We start from the raw sequence: 17,677 nt of genomic DNA on the forward strand, positions 1-17,677 counted from the left end.
CGCACGGTCCGGCCGATTGGGATTCCTGCTCGATGTCGGGTAGAGTCTCCTCTGGCCATTCCGGGGGTATAGCTCAGGCGGTTAGAGCGCTTCACTGATAATGAAGAGGTCCCAGGTTCAAGTCCTGGTACCCCCACCCGGTCCGAACGGCCCGTCACCTCGCGGTGGCGGGCCGTTCGACTCTCGGAGACGGATCGCCCCGTCTCCGGCCCGGGGCCTTAGCTCAGTTGGTAGAGCGCCTGCTTTGCAAGCAGGATGTCAGGAGTTCGAATCTCCTAGGCTCCACACTTCCTCCCCTCTCGCGGGTGCTCCCAGTCGCCAGATGCGCCCATGCAGTTGTGCCGATGCAGCTCGGACGGCTCTCGAGGGTGCACGACGCAGGCACATCCTCACAGCAAGGCGCCGCGGGCCGTCCACTCGGAGCGACCACCGCATCTCCGTGCTGGGACGATAGTGTGACCGCCGTGGGGGACGCGACGGAGAAGAAGGCTCAGAGGCGCGGTCTGCGGTTCTGGGAGATCGTGGTCTACGTCATCGGCGCGGCTCTGGTCGTGCTCGGCGGTTGGGTGTGGGTTCTTCGCGCAAGCGTCGAGGGGGACCTGTCGCTTCGCTTGTCGCAACTATGGGACTCCATCGGGCTCATTTCGCTCGGTCTCGCCATGGTTGCCATCGGACTCACTCTCTCCATCCTTCGCGTGCAGAATCGCGAAGCCGCGCGAGCCGACCGCGAGACGAAGACCCGCCAGGACCAGCATGAAGAAGTGCTGAGGCGGGTCGAGGCCATCGCCGAGAGAACGCAGGTCGCCGTCAGCGAGACGGGAGTGGACGTCAAGGACATGAAGCAACTCCTCGGGTCGCAGATCGAGTCAGCTCAAGCCGCGAGCCGGTCGGAGCCGGAGCCGGATCCGGGAACGTCATCGACGACGGAGTCCGAGACTGACGCGCTCTTCGACGACCTGTCGCTCGAAGGTGTCCGCGATGGCGACATCTCGAACCTCCCGCTCGATACTCACGCTCTCGCGGACAACCGACTGCTCGAAGAGGTGAGAATGCGCGAGGGTGTCTTCTATCCTGTCGGTGCTGTTCCCATCGGCGTGCTCGCCGACATCTTCGACGGGTGGGAAGCCGCCTATCCCGAGTCGAAGGCTCAGTGGAAGGTGGGCGCGCTCGTCGGCGCGTACCGCTCGTACTCAGCGAAGGCTCTGGCCAAAGGGCGCCGGTCGTTGCAGGGCGCGCCCTGGTACGTCACCTTCCGTCCGTCGCACGACACTCTCGTCACGTACTACCTGTCGAGATCCGGTCGTCTCCGACGCGGCCAGACCGAGCGAACACCAGTCGTGAAGCGTCTGATGGGCGAAGGTGAGGATGCGCGCTGGGTGCCTCTCAATGAGGCACCCGACTTCACATGACGCGCTCACAACCGACGGCGTAGACATCAACACGACGATCGGGCGGTGGAGCCTCGGCTCAACCTCGGCTCGCACGCGAGAGGGGTGCGCCGTGCTGACGATTGAGCGGTGTCGTCGCGCATCTTCGGGGTGAGCAGACACCGACACGGGTGCGAGTACGTCGCGGCGCAGCTAGCCACTACGTCGAATCTCCTGCGCGCGACGGCTCCACCGCGAGTTCTCCGCCGTCGCCTGACCGCCGTTGGTCGCGGAGGGTCCGCGTCGGGGTCCACGAGCCGGCGGCCTCTCCTGTCGCCGACCGTGCGGTCCCCGCGATCGAGGTCGCCACTCGGACGGCCGAGCCGCACGCTCAGCGGTCCACGCAGGCGAGGCCGAGGAACTGCTGGACCGAGAGGGTCTCGGACGTGCCGTCGCGGATGTCGCCGACGATGATCTCACCGACGGAGAGCGTGTCGAACTGCTCGGCCGTGAAGACGACCGGGCGGGCGAGCACGGAGCGGTCGGTCGCGTAGGCGCCCAGCGCGAGGTCGACGCCGAGCGGGAACCGCTCGATCACCGTGTCGGCCGGCCAGACCGTGGATCCGGAGAGGTCGGTCGCGCCCAGCTGCGTGACCGGTGACGGGGAGACCCAGCGGGTGACCCTCCGCAGCCCGTCGCCGATGGTCAGGGGGGCGGAGTCGGAGGCGGCGAGGTCGAGGCCGTCGACGGACCCCGAGCACACGACGACGACGCCGAGGACCTCGCCCCGCTCGCCGCCCCGTCCGAGCCCGACCGCGGCCGTGGTCACCGGCTCCTCGGAGGCGCATCCCGAGAGCGCGAGGGCGCCGAGCAGAACGACGGTGCTCGCGAGCGCAGCGCGACGGTGCATCGGTCCTCCCGCGGCCACCCTACGCGGGCAGGGCGAGGGCCAGAGCGGCGAGAGCCTGCGGAAGGGAGGGAGCGCCCTCCGCCCGGAAGACCACCTCTCCGGCCGTGTCCCGCACGACGACGGTGGGGGTCGAGCGGACACCGGCGGCCTCGGCCTCGACGGGGTGGAAGGCCACGTCGCGCTCGCGGATCTCGGCGGCGGGGACGAGCTCCGCGGCCCGCTCCAGCACCGAGCGCGCGGCATGGCAGGCGCCGCAGAAGGCGGAGGTGTAGAGCTCGACGATCACGACGAAGGGAACGCCGGGGCGCGGCCGGGGATTCCCGGGCACCGTCAGCGGAGGAGCCAGGCCTCGTTCATGGTCAGGGCCGCGTCGACGAGCTCGACGCGCTCCAGCTCCTCGACGTCGCTCAGGGGGAACCAGGCGGCGGCGTCCGTGGAGCCGTCCACCTCGTGCGTGAGCTCGCCGCCCACGATGCGGGCGCGGTAGACGACGCGGATGGCGTGCAGGGGGCCGGCCTCGGGATCGCTGCGCCGGTGCGCGGGGATCACGTGCGAGTCCACGCCGATGAGGGCCTCGAGCTCGGCGCGGTAGCCCGTCTCCTCGAAGATCTCGCGGACCGCGGCGTCGGCGGGCGACTCGCCCTCGTCGATCCCGCCGCCCGGAAGCGTCCAGGCCGACCACGGGCCCTGGCTCCAGTGCGCGAGCAGCATCCGCTCGCCGTCGATGATCACGCCGTACGCGGCGACCCGGATGTCCACCGCAGAAGCCTAACCCGGGCATGCGAAGGAGCCGGACCCCCTGAGGGGCCCGGCTCCAGCGACGAGAACGTCAGGAAGCGGTCGAGGCCGCGTTCTGCGCGGCGCTCTGCGGCTCGTCCTCGGCGACCCACAGCTCGTCGTCGGCGCGGAACGTCTGCCAGACGGCGTAGCCGATGCCGCCAACGGCGACCAGCGCGGCGCCGATCGCGAAGACCGTGCCGACCTTGCTCTTCTTCTTCGGCGGAGTGGTGAGCTCCTCCCAGCGCGCCTTCGAGATCTCGGCGAGCTTCGCGCGGTTCTTCGAGTCCTTGGCGGCCTCGAAGGCGGCGGCGGCCGTGCCGCCCACAGCGGCGAAGGTCGGGACGACCTTGTGCTTGTAGGCGTTGCGTGCCGAGGAGTACGTGCCCTCGACGGCCGAGACGCCGTTGTCGTAGACCGGCTTGACGCGCGAGTCGTACGTGTCCTTGACGAAGGGGACGAGCTCCTTCTTGGCGTACTTCGACGCGTGGCGGCGGCTCTTCTCGAGCACGGAGGCCGCGTGCGCCAGCACCTCCTGCTGCTCGCCCCAGACCGCCTCGGCGTTCTTGCGAAGACGCTTGAGGTCCTTCTTGTGCTTACGTGACAGACCCATGTTGGTCCTCCATCGGCTACGAGCAGCGAACGCCTCAATACTGCCACTCATCGATCGGCGTCCGCATCGCGCACCCAACGCATTGACACCGGGCGTTGCAGGGGCCTACAGACGCGCTGTGCGAGAATCCGAGCATGCCTTTGCACACCGCAGTCGCGACGTTCCACACCAACAAGGGCGACATCGTCGTCAACCTCTACGGGAACCACGCTCCCAAGACGGTCCGCAACTTCGTCGGTCTCGCGACCGGCGACATCGAGTGGACCCACCCCGCCACGGGTGCGAAGACGAAGGAGCCGCTCTACAACGGCACCGTCTTCCACCGCATCATCCCCGACTTCATGCTCCAGGGCGGCGACCCGCTCGGTCAGGGCATCGGCGGCCCGGGGTACCAGTTCGACGACGAGATCAACTCGGAGCTCGACTTCACCCAGCCCTACATCCTCGCGATGGCGAACGCCGGCAAGCAGGCGGGCCGCGGCACCAACGGCTCGCAGTTCTTCATCACCGTGGCGCCGACCACCTGGCTCCAGGGCAAGCACACCATCTTCGGCGCCGTCGCCGACGAGGAGTCGAAGAAGCTCGTGCAGTCGCTCTCGGCTGTTCCCACCGACGGCCGTGACAAGCCGCTCGAGGACGTCGTGATCGAGAGCGTCGAGATCACCGAGGTCTGATCGCCTCATCCACCACTCATTCGAGGGCCGGGTCCGTCAGGGCCCGGCCCTCGTTCTCCCCGGAGGCACGTCCGTGACCCAGGTCCCGCCGAGCAGCACCTACTCCTGCTACCGACACCCCGACCGGCAGAGCTTCGTGCGCTGCCAGCGGTGCGGCCGCACCATCTGCGGCGAGTGCCAGACGCCCGCTCCGGTCGGCGTGATCTGCCCGGACGACATGGCGCAGCAGCGCGCCACCGCGCCGCGCACCCGCGGTCCCCTCCTCTCCCGCGTGCGGGCCATGACCCGCGCCGACCAGCCGACGGTGACCTACGCGATCATCGCGCTCTGCATCGTGCTGTGGATCGTCGAGATCCTCCCCTTCGTCGGCGGGCCGGCGGTCAACGCGCTCCTGTACGCCCCCGCCTACACGCTCCCCGGCTTCGGCGCCGGCTTCGAGCCGTGGCGGATGCTCACTTCGGTGTTCCTCCACAGCACGTCGCTCTTCATCGTCATCCCGTTCCACCTGGTGCTGAACATGTACACGCTGTGGGTGTTCGGCATGGTGCTCGAGCGGATGCTGGGCCGCGGGCGCTACCTCACCCTCTTCCTCCTGAGCGGGTTCGCCGGGTCGGTGGGCGTCCTGCTCCTCGCGAACCCGCTCACCCCGGTGATCGGCGCCTCCGGTGCGATCTTCGGGCTGATGGGCGCGTACCTGGTGATCCTTCGGCACCTGGGCGGTCAGGCGTCGCAGCTGCTGGTGCTGGTCGGACTGAACCTCGTCATCGGCTTCCTGCCCGGGATGAACGTGGCGTGGCAGGCGCACGTCGGCGGTCTGGTGGCCGGCGCGCTCATCGGGCTGGTCTTCACGAAGACCCGGCAGCGCGCCCAACGGCGCACGCAGAACCTCCTCGTCGGGCTCATCGGAGTCGGACTGGTGGCGATCACCGCGGGCGCCTACGTCCTCGGCTGATCCCGTCCCCTCCCGCAGCGGCGGGTCCGGCAGTGCCTCGCGCACTCCCGGGCCCGCCGCTTCGTCGTTCCCGCGGCGACCGTCTCCACCGCTGTCCACAGGTGCTCTCAACAAGTGGGGAGGAAGTTATCCACAGAGTTGTTAACACTGGGGAGAACGTTCCGGGTGTCCTCCTCGGGAGGACGATCCGGGGACGGCGGCGCGTCCGAGGACCGGCGGACTGGTGCGGATCCGGGCCCTCCTCGCCTCGAGTAGGCCAGCGCCGCGGAGACCGCGGAGTTCTCCACAGGAGATTCCACAGCTGGGGATAATTACAGCGGTGTAGTTCTCCGGCGGACGGCCACCAGGGCCGTCGCCTCACGGTCGTCGTCGCGGTGCAGCGAGGTGGCGAACCCGGCCGCCTGGAACGCCGAGGCACTCGCAGCGGCCTGATCCGCGCCGACCTCGATCACGACGACGCCGTGGGGTGCGAGCCACGCCCCCGCCTCCTGAGCGATGCGGCGGTGCAGGGCGAGCCCGTCCGACCCGCCGTCGAGCGTGAGCATCGGCTCGTGCACCCTGGCCTCCGGCGGCATGAGCGCGATCGCCGCGGTGGGGACGTAGGGGGCGTTGACGACGACGACGTCGATCCGCCCGCGCTCACTCCCGGGGAGCGCGTCGAAGAGGTCGCCCTCGTGGACGTCGGCGCGGCCTGCGAGCGTGCGGCGCGCGCAGGCGACGGCGGCGGGGGAGAGGTCGGCCGCGAGCAGGCGGACGTCCGGCCGCTCCTCGGAGATCGACCGGGCGAGGGCGCCGGATCCGCAGCAGAGGTCGAGCACCACCGCGCCGTCCGGGAGGACCTCCAGGGCGCAGTCGACCAGCCACTCGGTGCGCACGCGGGGCACGAAGACGCCGGGTGCGACGGGGACGCGCAGGCCGCGGAAGGCGACCCAGCCGAGGATCTGCTCGAGGGGCTCGCCCGTCTCGCGGCGGCGGAGCAGCAGCTCGAGGTCGGAGGGGGAGCCGGCGGCCTCCTCGAGCAGACCCGCCTCCTCCTCGGCGAAGACGCAGCCGGCGGCGCGCAGACGCTCCACCGACGACGAACGCCCCGTCGGCGGACCGGACGGGGCGTCGTTCACGACTGGGGGAGGCTCAGCGCCAGCGCGTCGTCATCAGGAAGCCGATGAACGCGATGCCGAAGCCGATCAGGATGTTGAGGTTGCCGAGATCGGGGATCGGCAGGGTGCCCTGGCTCACGTAGAAGACGATGATCCAGGCGAGTCCGAGCAGCATGAAGCCGAACATCACCGGCTTGAACCAGACCGGATTCGGTGCGTTCTCGCCGGTCCGGGCCTCGTCGCGCTCGGGCTTCGGGCTCTTCGTCGCTCGTGCCATGCCGACCACTGTACCGGGCGGAGGCTCCGGGCCGGGAGCGCCGGGGCTGCGCGGGTGCTGTGCGGACTCACGGAGCGGCCGGTGCAGGCGCTCGAGTGATCCCATCGGGCCTCCTCAGACGGCCATTCTGGAGGGCTCTCCACAGGTCCGGATCGTGCGCCACAGCCGGTCACGGCTCGCGCCTAGACTCGTCGCATGACCGCCCAGAACCCCGACGGGGCGGCTCTGCGGCCGCGAGCGAAGCGACGGAGGGCCCGCCCGGTCCGACGACTCTCGTTCTTCGGAGTCGTCGGCGAGCTCCTGATGACCGCCGGCGTCCTGGTCCTGCTCTTCCTGGCCTGGCAGCTCTGGTGGAACGACGCGGTGATCGCCGGCCGGCAGACGACGCAGGCCGCGGAGCTCCGCGAGACCTGGAGCGACTCTTCTCCGGCACCGCAGCCGACCGAGGCCGCCCCGGCGGAGCCGGTCGTCGCGTCGGTCGCCGCCCTCGACACCTCCTTCGGCAACCTCTACATCCCCCGCTACGGCGAGGGGTGGGTGCGCACGATCGCCGAGGGCATCGACGCCGAGAACGTGCTCGACGAGGGGAGCATCGGCCACTACCCCGGGACGCAGATGCCCGGCCAGGCCGGCAACTTCGCGCTCGCCGCGCACCGCAGCGCGTACGGCGGAGGCATGCACCTGATCGACGAGCTCCAGCTCGGCGACCCGATCTACATCGAGACGGCGGACGGCTGGTACACCTACCGCTTCCGCAACCTCGAGTACGTCCAGCCCTCCGACGTCCAGGTGATCGACCCCGTCCCGTGGACTCCGGACGCGGCTCCGACCGACCGCCTGATCACGCTGACGAGCTGCAACCCGCTCTACTCGACGGCCGAGCGGATCATCGCGTACGGCGTCTTCGACTCGTTCCAGCCGCGGTCGGCGGGCGCCCCCGCCGAGATCGCCGCCTCTCTGGCTGAGGAGGGCTGACCGTGTACGCAGCGCTGTGGCGGCTCCTGCCCGGGCCGTGGTGGGTCCGGCTCCTGATCGTCCTCGTCCTCGTCGCGGCGGTCCTGGTGGCGCTCGACGAGTGGGTGTTCCCCTGGGTGCAGTCGCTCGTGCTCGACCGGAACGTGACCGTCGGCTCGTGACCGCCGGCGCGGCCCCGCGGATCCTGGTCGTCGACCACCACGACAGCTTCGTCTTCACGCTCGTCTCGTACCTCCGCGAGCTCGGTGCCGAGGTCGACGTGGTCGAGGGCGACGACCTCGGGACGACGGCGCTCCTGGCTCGCGCGGAGGAGGCGGACGGAGTCCTGGTCTCTCCCGGGCCGGGCCGTCCCGAGGACGTCCCCGCGTCGACGGCGCTCGTGCAGCGGGCGGAGGCGACCGGGCGGCCGCTGCTCGGAGTCTGCCTCGGCCATCAGGTGCTCGCCCACGCTCTCGGCGCCCGCGTCACGGAGGCGCCGGAGCTGCTGCACGGCCGGACGTCCGCGGTCCTCCACGACGGAGATCCGCTCTTCGACGGCCTGCCCTCCGGATTCGCCGCGATGCGGTACCACTCGCTCGCGGTCGACGGCGAGAGCCTTCCCGAGGAGCTGCGGGTGACGGCGCGGACACCGGAGGGAGTGGTCATGGCCGTCCGGCACCGGAGTGCTCCGCTCGTGGGCGTGCAGTTCCATCCGGAGTCGGTCCTCACCGAGGGCGGGCGGCGCCTTCTCGAGAACTGGCTGCGCGAGGTGAGGCCGGGCGGAGCGTCCGTATCGGCCGACGACACGCCCGGACTCTCGATCCCGGCTCGATGAGGCGGAATTCGCCGGGCTTATCGGGCTGCTTATCAAATCGAGAGCGCTGAGAATGATCAGTGTCGGTCGTCCCCCGAACGGGGATGAAGGCCTGAGCGCGTTCTCACGCAGAAAACCGCCATGTGACGGCTAATTGATCGTGCGCCGAGGAGTCCGCCCGGACAGGGTATGAGCGCGACCTTGTCCACCCCCTTGCGCACCCCCCGATCAGGTGGCGGGATTTGACGGGCTCCCGGCGGAGGATGCGGCCCCTTTTCCCTGCATAATCAGAGGGCGTCGACAGGGGGTCGGCGCCACAAGAGAAGTCCGGGGGGACCAGATGGTCGCATCGATCTCCTGGGCTTTCTCGGGAATCCGAGAGCTCGAGAATCTCGGACCGCGCATCGTCGTCAAACCCGGCACCGTTCCGAGCATCACCGGTTCGGGATTCGGCACCGCCGATCTGAGCGTCGTGCTGATGACGGTCTCGCCGCTGCGCGTCCTCCGCGGGACGTGGCCGGCCGACGACACCTCCTTCCTCACCTTCAGCTTCCTCATCGACGGCTTCGTGCGCATGGTCGCCCCGGACCGAACGGTGCTGCTGCGTCCGGGCTCGATCTCGTACCAGCCGGGGACGACGACGTTCACGACCGAGTCGACGACTCCGGCCACGATCCTCCACCTCTCACTGCGCGCCGACGAGATGCGCCGCTACGGCTTCGACACATCGGCCCCGGTCTACGCGCTCGATCCCGACGCCCGGTCCACCCGCGCCGCATACGCCTTCACGACCGCCTTCGCCCTCGCGGCGGAGTCCGGGACGGGGCTGCCCGGCGAGGGCGAGGTCACCGGCTTCGCCCACGTGGTCAAGCAGCTCCTCACCAGCGCGTTCCTCGCGGCGGCGAGCTCGCAGCCCGGCACCACGAGCGTGCGCGCCGCCACGCTCGGGCGCGCGCGCACGGTCATCGACCGAACGCACCGCACGCCGCGCTGCACCCCGGAGGCGGTGGCCGACGCGGTCAACGTGTCCACCCGCTCCCTCCAGCGGCTCTTCGAGGACGCGGGCACCACGGTCGCGAGCGAGATCGAGCGTTCCCGGGTCGCCAGCGCCGTGGAGCTCCTGCGCCGCCGCCCGCGGGAGGTCCCGCTCGAGGCGATCGCCGCCGCGTCCGGATTCTCCTCGGCGGACCACCTCCGCCGTGCGCTCAAGCGCCGCGAGGGGCTCACCCCGAGCGACATCCGCGGCAGGATCGCACGCCCCGCCGACGGAGCGGCAGTCGGCGAGGTCGTGCGGCTCCAGCCCCCGCTCGCCGACGCGCGCCGGGCGTAGCCGTTCACCTCGGGGCTGTCGGCGTCGCGGAGCATCGACCCCGACGAGCAACGTCCGGACGAGCCCTCTTCGGCGCGCAGAGCAGCGGCCCGGCCTCCACCGGGCGCCGTCGGCCGACGCCGCAGCCGCAACGGGCTGCAGGCCGGGTCAGCCCGCGCAGTATCCGAGCTGGACGGTCGATCCCTGCGGAACGTCGCCCGGAGCCAGGGACTGGGTCGTGATGGGCGGGTTCGCCCGGGTCGCGTCGCAGGTCTCGTCCGGGACCTCGACCCCCACGAGCTGCAGCTTCTCGGAGGCGAGGGTGGCCAGCGCGCTGCTGAGGGACGTCCCGACGAGGTCGGGGAGCGTGACCTGGCCGGAGGAGACGGTGAGGTCGACCGGCGTGCCCGGGGCGACCTGCTGTCCCGCTCCGGGGGAGGCGGAGAGCACGACGTCGCCCGGGACGGTCGGCGAGTTCTCGCGGGTCTGGGAGCCCTCGACGAAGCCGACGGCGGTGAGCGCGTCGATCGCCTCGGCGAGGTTCTGCCCGACGGTGTCCGGCACGGCGACGGGCTGCGGGCCCTGGGACACGACGATGCGGATGACCGTCTCGGGTGCGACGATCGTGCCCGAGCCCGGATCCGTGCGGATCACCTCGCCCTCGGGGACGGTCGAGCTGTACTCCGCGACCTGGCTCGGCACGAGATCGAGCTCGGTCAGGGTCGACTGCGCGCTGTCGTAGGTGGTCTCGGTGAGGGTGGGGACCTCGCGCGACTGCGAAGGGAGGGTCGACGCGGGCTGGAGCGTCAGCACCCAGATCACGAGTGCGGCGACGATCACGGCCAGCACGACGATCGAGGACCAGATCCAGAGGACCGGCGGGCGGCGCTGGGTGCGGACGATCGAGTTGTCCTCGGCCAGCTGGCGGAGGGCGAGCTCGGAGTCGTTGACTCCGCCCTGGCTGCGGGCCGCGAAGAGCGAGGTGGTCAGCTCGTCGATCGGGCGGTGGTCGGGGAGGCGTCCGGCGGCGGCGTCGCGCAGGTCGTCGCGGAACTCCGCAGCTCCCTGGAAGCGCTCGTAGCGGTCCTTCGACAGTGCGCGGGCGACGACCGCGTCGAGCGCCGGCGTGACGGCCGGGTTGATGGAGCTCGGCGCCGGCGGCGTCTCGCTGACGTGCTGGTAGGCGACGGCCACCGGGGTGTCGCCGCGGAAGGGCGCACGCCCGGTGAGGAGCTCGAAGAGCACGATGCCGGCGGAGTAGAGGTCGCTGCGGGCGTCGACCTGCTCGCCCTTCGCCTGCTCGGGGGAGAAGTAGGCCGCGGTGCCGAGGATCGCCGTGGTCTGAGCGACCGTGGCGGCGGAGTCGGAGACGGCGCGGGCGATCCCGAAGTCCATCACCTTCACCTGGCCCGACGGGGTCAGCATGATGTTGCCGGGCTTGATGTCGCGGTGGACGACGCCTGCGCGGTGCGAGTACTCGAGGGCGGTGAGGATGCCCTCCGTGATGCGGACGGCCTCGTCCACGTCGAGGGGGCCCTCGGCGATCAGGTCCTTGAGGAGGCGGCCCTCGATGTGCTCCATGACGATGAAGGGCCGGCGCGACTCGGCGCCGTTGTCGTCGAGCGAGACCTCCTCGCCCGCGTCGAAGACCCGGACGATCGTGGGGTGCGACATGCGCGACGCGGACTGCGCCTCCTGCCGGAACCGCAGGCGGAAGGCGGAGTCGGAGGAGAGGGAGAGCTTCAGCTCCTTGATGGCGACGGTGCGGCCGAGCCGGGTGTCGGTGCCGAGATACACCTCGGACATGCCGCCGCGGCCGAGCCGGGGCCCGACCTGGTACCGTCCCGCGATCAGGCGACCCTCATCCGTCACGCGCACGCTCCCGCCCTGTACTTCCGTGTGGTGCGGCCCCGAGGAGCCACGGCAAGTGTACCTATGGGCCCCTGGTGTTCCGGGCGGGGGCGCGACGCGACGGCCGCGAGGCGCCGGGCCGGAGCGGTGCCCCGACCCGGCGCGCCGCCGCTACTCGGAGGGGGTGGACGTCGAGGTGGCCTTCGAGGTGGGGGTCGGCGCCGGGGTCGGAGCCGGCTCCTCGACGGTGACGGAGAGGGTGGGCGAGGCCGCCGACTCCGACTCGCCGCAGAGCACGGTGTACGTGACGTCGATCGTGCCGGCCGTGGTGCCGGCCTGGATCGTCGCGGTCGTCGAGTTCGACGGGTTGGTGCTCGTCACGCTCGCGCCCTCACCGGTCGCGGTCACCCGGTAACCGCTCACGGAGGTTCCGCTCGGGCACTGGTTGTAGTTGCTCCAGGTGACGTTGAACGTCGCGCCCGCCTCGACGCTGGAGGCGGCGGGGGTGACGGTCGGCACGGCGGTCGGAGCGTCCGGGGTCGCGACCTCGGTGAAGACGGAGACCTCGATGGTCGTGCCCTTCACCACGTTCGCGGTGGGGTTCACGTCCTCGACGAGTCCGACCTGCTCGGCGGTGGGGGCGCTCGGGCCGTCCGCGCGCCGGACGCCCATGCCCAGGGCCTCGAGCTCGGTCTCGACGTCGTCGAAGGAGCGCCCGACGTAGTCGGCCTTGTCGATGACCACCGTGTTCGAGGTCGGCGTCGGCGTGGGGCTCGGAGTCTCGGACGGCGTCGGCGACGGGGCCGTGCTGGTCGTCGCGGTGGGGGAGGCGGCCGGGTCGCTGCTCCCGCCGGTCGTCAGAGCGAAGATCGTGCCCGCGATGACGACGGCGAGGATCACGATGAGGGCGATCAGCGGCCAGGTCCAGGGGCTGCGCCTGCGCGGCTCCTCGGCCGGCTCGAGCGGCTCCTCGATCGGCACGAACGGAGCGGCGGCCGCGGCCGCGGGCGCGCCGGAGGGCAGCACCGTGGTCGCCTGCGTCGCGCCCTGGTTGGAGGGGAGGACCGTGGTCGCCTGCGTCGCGGGAAGGTCGCTGAGGACCGCGGGGACGGCCAGCGCCGCTCCGCGCACGTCGCCCGAGCGCAGCGCCTGGGCCGCCCGCGCGAGGTGCGCGGCGGTGGCGGGGCGGTCGGCCGGCTTCTTGGCGATGCAGGAGTAGACGAGGTTGCGCACCGGCTCCGCGACCGTGACCGGCAGCTCCGGCGGGGTGTCGTTGATCTGCGCCATCGCGATGGCGACCTGCGACTCGCCCGTGAAGGGGCGGCGCCCGGCCAGGCACTCGTACGCGACGATGCCCAGCGAGTAGATGTCGGTGGCGGGGGAGGCGGGCTGGCCGCTCGCCTGCTCCGGGGACAGGTACTGGACCGTGCCCATGACCTGGCCGGTCGCCGTCAGCGGGACCTGGTCGGCGATGCGCGCGATGCCGAAGTCGGTGATCTTGACGCGGCCGTCCGGCGTGATGAGCAGGTTGCCCGGCTTCACGTCGCGGTGCACGAGGCCCGCGGCGTGCGCGGCGTGCAGGGCGAGCGCGGTCTGCGCGACGATGTCGAGGACCTTGTCGGTCGAGAGGACGCGCTCGCGCTCGAGGACGGTCGAGAGCGCCTCGCCGGGGACGAGCTCCATGACCAGGTAGGCGGAGCCGTCCTCCTCGCCGTAGTCGTAGACGTTGGCGATGCCCTCGTGGTTGACCAGCGCCGCGTGGCGGGCCTCGGCGCGGAAGCGCTCGAGGAAGCCGGGGTCGCCGAGGTACTCGTCCTTCAGGATCTTGATCGCGATGGTGCGGCCGATGACGAGATCGGTCGCCTGCCACACCTCTCCCATGCCGCCGATGGCGATCCGGGACTGCAGCTCGTAGCGTCCCCCGAAGGTGAGGCCTGTCGTGGGTCTCATTTGTTCAGCACCGCCTCTAGTACCTGTTGTCCGATGGGTGCGGCGATCAGGTTGCCGTACCCGGTCTGGCCGAGCCCTCCACCGTTCTCCACGAGCACGGTGATGGCGTACTGCGGGTCGTCCGCAGGCGCGAAGCCGGTGAACCAGAGGGTGTACGGGTCGTCCCCGCCGTTCTCGGCGGTACCGGTCTTACCGGCCACAGTGACGCCCCCTATTGTTGCATTCGTCGCCGCGCCGCCCTGGACGCTGGCGACCATCATCGCCTTGACGGCGTCCGCGGTCTGCGTGCTCACCGCCCGGCCGAGCGACTTCTCCTGGAACTGCTGCAGCACGCTGAGGTCCTGCGAGCGGATCGAGTCGACCAGGTTCGGCTGCATCACCTCGCCGCCGTTCGCGATCGCCGCGGAGACCATGGCGATCTGCAGCGGCGTCGCGCGCACCTCGTACTGCCCGAAGGCGGTGAGGGCCGTCTGGGCGTCGTCCGTCTTCGTCGGGTAGGTGCTCGCCTCGACCGACATCGGGATCTCGAGCTCGGTGTCGAAGCCGAACTTCTCGGCCTGGGAGCGGATCGCGTCCGCTCCCAGCTGCACGCCCATCTCGGCCATCGGGACGTTGCAGGAGAGCGAGACGGCGGTGGCCAGCGTGACCGTCTCTCCGGAGCCGCAGAGACCGCCTCCGGAGTTGATCACCTGCGACGAGGAGCCGGGCAGCGTGTACGACTCGACGTTGGGGAAGCTCGAGTCGGCCGTGAAGCGGCCGGACTCGAGGGCGGCCGAGGCCACGACGAGCTTGAAGACGGAGCCGGGCGGGTTGAGCGAGCCGCCGATCGCCCGGTTCACGAGGGGCTCGGAGGAGTCGTCGTTCAGCGCCCGGTAGGCGGCGAGGACGTCGTCGGTGTCGTGGGAGGCCAGCGCGGTGGGATCGAAGGTGGGCTTCGAGACCATCGCGAGGATGCGTCCGGTCGCCGGCTCCGTCACGACGACGGCCCCCGTGTAGTCGCCGAGCGCGTCGAAGGCGGCCTGCTGGGCGACCGGGTCGATCGAGAGCTCGACCGACGCTCCCTTCGGGTCCTGGCCCGTGACGAGGTTGTTGATCTCGTCGAAGAACTGCGAGTTCGAGGTGCCCGAGAGGTAGTCGTTGAGCGTGCGCTCGATGCCGGTGGTGCCCTGGTTCAGAGTGAAGTAGCCGGTCACGGCGGAGTAGAGCGGGCCGTTCGCGTACTGCCGCTGGAACTTGTAGAGGTCGTCCGACGGCGTCGAGGAGGCGATCGGCTGACCGCCGGCGAGGATCGCGCCGCGCTCGGTCGAGAAGCTCTCGTAGAGGGTCCGCGTGTTGCGGCCGTCCTCGTCGAGGGAGTCGGCCTGGATCACCTGGATGGTGGTGGTGGAGAGGAAGAGGGCCACGAACATCGTCAGCACGACGAGGCTCACCCGTTTGAGTTCTCGGTTCATCGACGGATCACACCACCAGACGAGGCTGACTGCGGACTGTGTCGGACAGGCGCAGCAGCACCGCCACGATCATCCAGTTCGCCACGAGGGAGGAGCCGCCGGCGGCGAGGAACGGCGTGGTCAGGCCGGTCAGCGGGATGACGCGGGTGACGCCTCCGATGACGATGAAGCACTGCAGGGCGATCACGAACGAGAGGCCGACTCCCAGGAGGCGCCCGAAGTCGTCCTGCCCGGCGAAGCCGATGCGGAACCCGCGCGAGACCAGCAGGAGGTAGAGGCCGAAGATCGCGAAGAGCCCGGCGAGGCCCAGCTCCTCGCCGAGGCTGGCGATGATGTAGTCGGACTGCGGGACCGGCGTGAGATCCGGCATCCCCTGGCCGAGGCCCGTGCCGAGCAGCCCGCCGTGCGCGAGCCCGAAGAGGCCCTGCACGAGCTGGTAGCTGCCGCCCGGATCCGCCCCGTAGCGCTCGGCGCTGAAGGGCTCGAGCCAGTTGGCGAAGCGGTTGCCCACGTAGTCGAGCGTCTGGCTCGCCAGCAGCGCGCCGCCGAGGAACAGGCCGACGCCGATGAGGACCCAGCTGGTGCGCCCGGTCGCGACGTAGAGCATGACCAGGAACAGGCCGAAGTAGAGCAGAGCCGTCCCCAGGTCGCGCTGGAAGACGATGACGCCCATCGTGACCGCCCAGACCACCAGGATCGGGCCGAGGTCGCGCAGGCGCGGGAAGCGCATCCCGAGGACGGTGCGGCCCACCATCGAGAGGGAGTCGCGGTTGCGCACGAGGTAGCCGGCGAAGAAGACCGCGAGGGCGATCTTGGCGATCTCGCCGGGCTGGAAGCTCGCCACGTCGCCGATCCCGATCCAGACGCGCGCGCCGCTGACCTCACGGCCGATGAAGGGCAGGAGCGGCAGGAGGAGCAGCACGATCGCCGCGAACCCGGCGACGTAGGTGTAGCGGAACAGCACGCGGTGGTTGCGGATGACCAGCAGCACCGCGATCGCCGCCACGACGGCCAGGGCGCTCCAGAAGATCTGCCGCACCGCCACCGACTCCCAGCCGGTCGCGCCGTCGGCGATGTCGATCCGGTAGATCTCGGCGACGCCCAGGCCGTTCAGCACGGTGGCGATCGGGAGGAGGAAGGGGTCGGCCGCCGGGGCCGCGAAGCGCAGCACGACGTGCACGGCGAGCACGAGCGCCGAGAGGCCGGCGCCCAGCGAGACCAGCGTGGTGTCGATCGAGCCGAGGGCGCCGAGCTGCACGAGCACGATCGCGCCGGCGTCGATGAGGCATGCGCCGATCAGGAGCAGGAGCTCGAGATTGCGCAGCTTCTGGCGGAAGAAGCCCTGCCGCTCGGGGGCGGGGCGGGCGGTGGCCGTGGCGGCGTCCGTCATGGTGCTCCGTTCGCGTCCGTGAGGCGCTCGACGATGTCGACCGCGCCGGCGTAGGAGTCGGCGCTGATCGTCTGCTCCAGCTGCTCGACGTCGTAGGCGCGGAGGGAGTCGAGCGGGATGCCCGTGTCCTCCTTCACCTCCGAGAGCGAGAGCGGGCCGACCGACTGCTGGATGCCCTGGTAGATGATCACGGTGTCCCCGTCGGTGCCGACGTAGAAGCGGGACTGCGTCCAGTCGTAGGCGAAGAGGATCCCGAGGAATCCGATGATGAGCACGAGGGACAGGCCGACGAGCCAGGTGATGCGGCGGCGCAGGTGCCGGCGGCGGTCCTCCTCGATCAGCTCGTCGAGGTAGTCCTCGGACGCGGGCTCGAAGTGGGTGGGGCCCTGCGCGGCGGGAGCCCGGGTGTGCAGGCGGAGGCCGGGGATCCGGACGCGGTTCTGCGAGTCGTCGGTGCTGAAGGGCGTGGGCGCGGCGGCCGATCCGACGACCACCGGCTCCTCCACGGGGGCGAGGATGCGCGCGGTGTCGCCCGCCCCGGGGATGTCGAGGACGACGACGGTGACGTTGTCCGGGGCGCCGTGCGAGAGGCTGTCGCGGATCAGGCGGTCGGCCACCTGCTGCGCGGTCTCGTCGCGGCTGAGCTCCTTGAGGATCTCGTCGTGCGGGACGACGCCGGAGAGGCCGTCCGAGCAGATCAGCCAGCGGTCGTGCGGCTCGGTCTCGAGCGTGAGCGTGTCGATCTCGGGGTTGGTGTGCACGTCGCCGAGGACCCGCATCAGGACGGAGCGGCGCGGATGCGTCATCGCCTCCTCCTCCGTGATGCGGCCGGAGTCGACGAGGCGCTGCACGAAGGTGTGGTCCGTCGTGACCTGCTCGAGCCGGCCGTCGCGGAGGACGTAGATGCGGGAGTCGCCGATGTGCGCGATCGCCACCGACTCGCCGACGCGGGCGATCGCGCTGACGGTGGTGCCCATGCCGGTGAGCTCGGGGTGGTCGACGACGGCGTCGGCCAGCAGCGTGTTGGCCGCCAGCAGGGTGCGCTTGAGCTCGTCCTCGGCCTCGTAGGTGGAGGCGTAGACGCGGTCCGCCTCCGCGATGCGCTTGATCGCGATGGAGGAGGCGACGTCGCCGCCCGCGTGGCCGCCCATGCCGTCGGCGACGACGAAGAGCTGCCGGCCCGCGTAGCCGGAGTCCTGATTGTTCGAGCGGATCCTGCCGACGTGCGAGACGGCGGCGCTCTCGCGCACCGCGCCGTGGCCGGAGGCGCTCTCCGGAGTGGGGGCCACGC

The 17,677-nt window shown here is 70.8% G+C and carries 18 protein-coding genes and 2 tRNA genes; 9 read left to right on the forward strand and 11 right to left on the reverse strand.

Translation table 11 applies throughout. The features are described 5' to 3' along the window. Positions 1-62: 62 nt before the first annotated feature. The 3 genes from C5B92_RS05430 to C5B92_RS05440 all read left to right on the forward strand — a co-directional run bounded on the left by C5B92_RS05430 (position 63) and on the right by C5B92_RS05440 (position 1,409). A tRNA-Ile gene (locus C5B92_RS05430) sits at positions 63-136 on the forward strand. Between the two features lie 76 nt (positions 137-212). Next, positions 213-285 (forward strand) — tRNA-Ala (locus C5B92_RS05435). A gap of 179 nt (positions 286-464) precedes the next feature. Further along, complete coding sequence (locus C5B92_RS05440) at positions 465-1,409, forward strand: hypothetical protein (protein WP_146079262.1); 945 nt, start codon at positions 465-467, stop codon at positions 1,407-1,409. Positions 1,410-1,758: 349 nt separating this feature from the next. On the opposite strand, the gene C5B92_RS05445 is transcribed toward C5B92_RS05440, so the two are convergent. The 4 genes from C5B92_RS05445 to C5B92_RS05460 form a co-directional block, all read right to left on the reverse strand. Continuing rightward, on the reverse strand, positions 1,759-2,277 hold the full coding sequence (locus tag C5B92_RS05445) for a hypothetical protein (protein ID WP_104222672.1): 519 nt from the start codon (positions 2,275-2,277) through the stop codon (positions 1,759-1,761). Positions 2,278-2,296: 19 nt separating this feature from the next. Then, on the reverse strand, positions 2,297-2,605 hold the full coding sequence (locus tag C5B92_RS05450) for a thioredoxin family protein (protein ID WP_258059787.1): 309 nt from the start codon (positions 2,603-2,605) through the stop codon (positions 2,297-2,299). Positions 2,606-2,607: 2 nt separating this feature from the next. After that, a complete protein-coding gene (locus tag C5B92_RS05455) occupies positions 2,608-3,036 on the reverse strand; it encodes an NUDIX hydrolase (protein WP_104222671.1) in 429 nt (142 codons plus the stop codon). 70 nt (positions 3,037-3,106) lie between these two features. Then, entirely contained in the window at positions 3,107-3,667 is a 561-nt protein-coding gene (locus tag C5B92_RS05460) for a hypothetical protein (protein ID WP_104232995.1), read from the reverse strand. A gap of 134 nt (positions 3,668-3,801) precedes the next feature. Here C5B92_RS05460 and C5B92_RS05465 point away from each other — a divergent pair, with 134 nt between their 5' ends. Continuing rightward, complete coding sequence (locus C5B92_RS05465) at positions 3,802-4,341, forward strand: peptidylprolyl isomerase (protein WP_104222669.1); 540 nt, start codon at positions 3,802-3,804, stop codon at positions 4,339-4,341. Positions 4,342-4,414: 73 nt separating this feature from the next. Then, positions 4,415-5,293 carry a rhomboid family intramembrane serine protease gene (locus tag C5B92_RS05470; RefSeq protein WP_104222668.1) on the forward strand — a complete coding sequence of 293 codons (879 nt, stop codon included), beginning with the start codon at positions 4,415-4,417 and terminating at the stop codon, positions 5,291-5,293. Between the two features lie 311 nt (positions 5,294-5,604). Here the strand turns inward: C5B92_RS05470 and C5B92_RS05475 are convergent, their stop codons facing one another. Both C5B92_RS05475 and C5B92_RS05480 read right to left on the reverse strand, forming a co-directional pair. After that, positions 5,605-6,366 (reverse strand): putative protein N(5)-glutamine methyltransferase, encoded by a 762-nt coding sequence (locus tag C5B92_RS05475; protein WP_104274117.1) that lies wholly within the window; start codon positions 6,364-6,366, stop codon positions 5,605-5,607. Positions 6,367-6,424: 58 nt separating this feature from the next. Then, positions 6,425-6,667, reverse strand: coding sequence for a cell division protein CrgA (locus tag C5B92_RS05480; protein WP_104222667.1), 243 nt, complete (start codon positions 6,665-6,667; stop codon positions 6,425-6,427). 195 nt (positions 6,668-6,862) lie between these two features. Here C5B92_RS05480 and C5B92_RS05485 point away from each other — a divergent pair, with 195 nt between their 5' ends. The 4 genes from C5B92_RS05485 (at position 6,863) to C5B92_RS05495 (ending at position 9,765) form a co-directional block, all read left to right on the forward strand. Beyond that, positions 6,863-7,642: a class E sortase gene (locus C5B92_RS05485; protein WP_104274118.1), complete on the forward strand. Its 780-nt coding sequence runs from the start codon at positions 6,863-6,865 to the stop codon at positions 7,640-7,642. A 2-nt stretch (positions 7,643-7,644) separates the two neighbouring features. Next, positions 7,645-7,803 carry a hypothetical protein gene (locus C5B92_RS17210; protein WP_167299010.1) on the forward strand — a complete coding sequence of 53 codons (159 nt, stop codon included), beginning with the start codon at positions 7,645-7,647 and terminating at the stop codon, positions 7,801-7,803. Beyond that, positions 7,800-8,456, forward strand: coding sequence for an aminodeoxychorismate/anthranilate synthase component II (locus C5B92_RS05490; RefSeq protein WP_104222665.1), 657 nt, complete (start codon positions 7,800-7,802; stop codon positions 8,454-8,456). Before C5B92_RS17210 ends, C5B92_RS05490 begins: the two co-directional genes overlap by 4 nt. Positions 8,457-8,775: 319 nt before the next feature. Beyond that, positions 8,776-9,765: a helix-turn-helix domain-containing protein gene (locus C5B92_RS05495; protein WP_104274119.1), complete on the forward strand. Its 990-nt coding sequence runs from the start codon at positions 8,776-8,778 to the stop codon at positions 9,763-9,765. 147 nt (positions 9,766-9,912) lie between these two features. Here C5B92_RS05495 and pknB read toward each other — a convergent pair whose 3' ends face one another. The 5 genes from pknB to C5B92_RS05520 all read right to left on the reverse strand — a co-directional run bounded on the left by pknB (position 9,913) and on the right by C5B92_RS05520 (position 17,675). Beyond that, positions 9,913-11,616: a Stk1 family PASTA domain-containing Ser/Thr kinase gene (gene pknB, locus C5B92_RS05500; protein ID WP_104274123.1), complete on the reverse strand. Its 1,704-nt coding sequence runs from the start codon at positions 11,614-11,616 to the stop codon at positions 9,913-9,915. Between the two features lie 150 nt (positions 11,617-11,766). After that, positions 11,767-13,545, reverse strand: coding sequence for a protein kinase (locus C5B92_RS05505; protein WP_104350129.1), 1,779 nt, complete (start codon positions 13,543-13,545; stop codon positions 11,767-11,769). Next, entirely contained in the window at positions 13,542-14,996 is a 1,455-nt protein-coding gene (locus C5B92_RS05510) for a penicillin-binding protein 2 (protein WP_104232999.1), read from the reverse strand. Before C5B92_RS05510 ends, C5B92_RS05505 begins: the two co-directional genes overlap by 4 nt. A gap of 7 nt (positions 14,997-15,003) precedes the next feature. Then, a complete protein-coding gene (locus C5B92_RS05515; protein ID WP_104274436.1) occupies positions 15,004-16,386 on the reverse strand; it encodes an FtsW/RodA/SpoVE family cell cycle protein in 1,383 nt (460 codons plus the stop codon). Then, positions 16,383-17,675 (reverse strand): Stp1/IreP family PP2C-type Ser/Thr phosphatase, encoded by a 1,293-nt coding sequence (locus C5B92_RS05520; protein WP_244230547.1) that lies wholly within the window; start codon positions 17,673-17,675, stop codon positions 16,383-16,385. Before C5B92_RS05520 ends, C5B92_RS05515 begins: the two co-directional genes overlap by 4 nt. Positions 17,676-17,677 lie beyond the last annotated feature (2 nt).

Origin of the sequence: Rathayibacter sp. AY1A4, assembly GCF_002930955.1 — a bacterium.
GTDB lineage: Bacteria > Actinomycetota > Actinomycetes > Actinomycetales > Microbacteriaceae > Rathayibacter.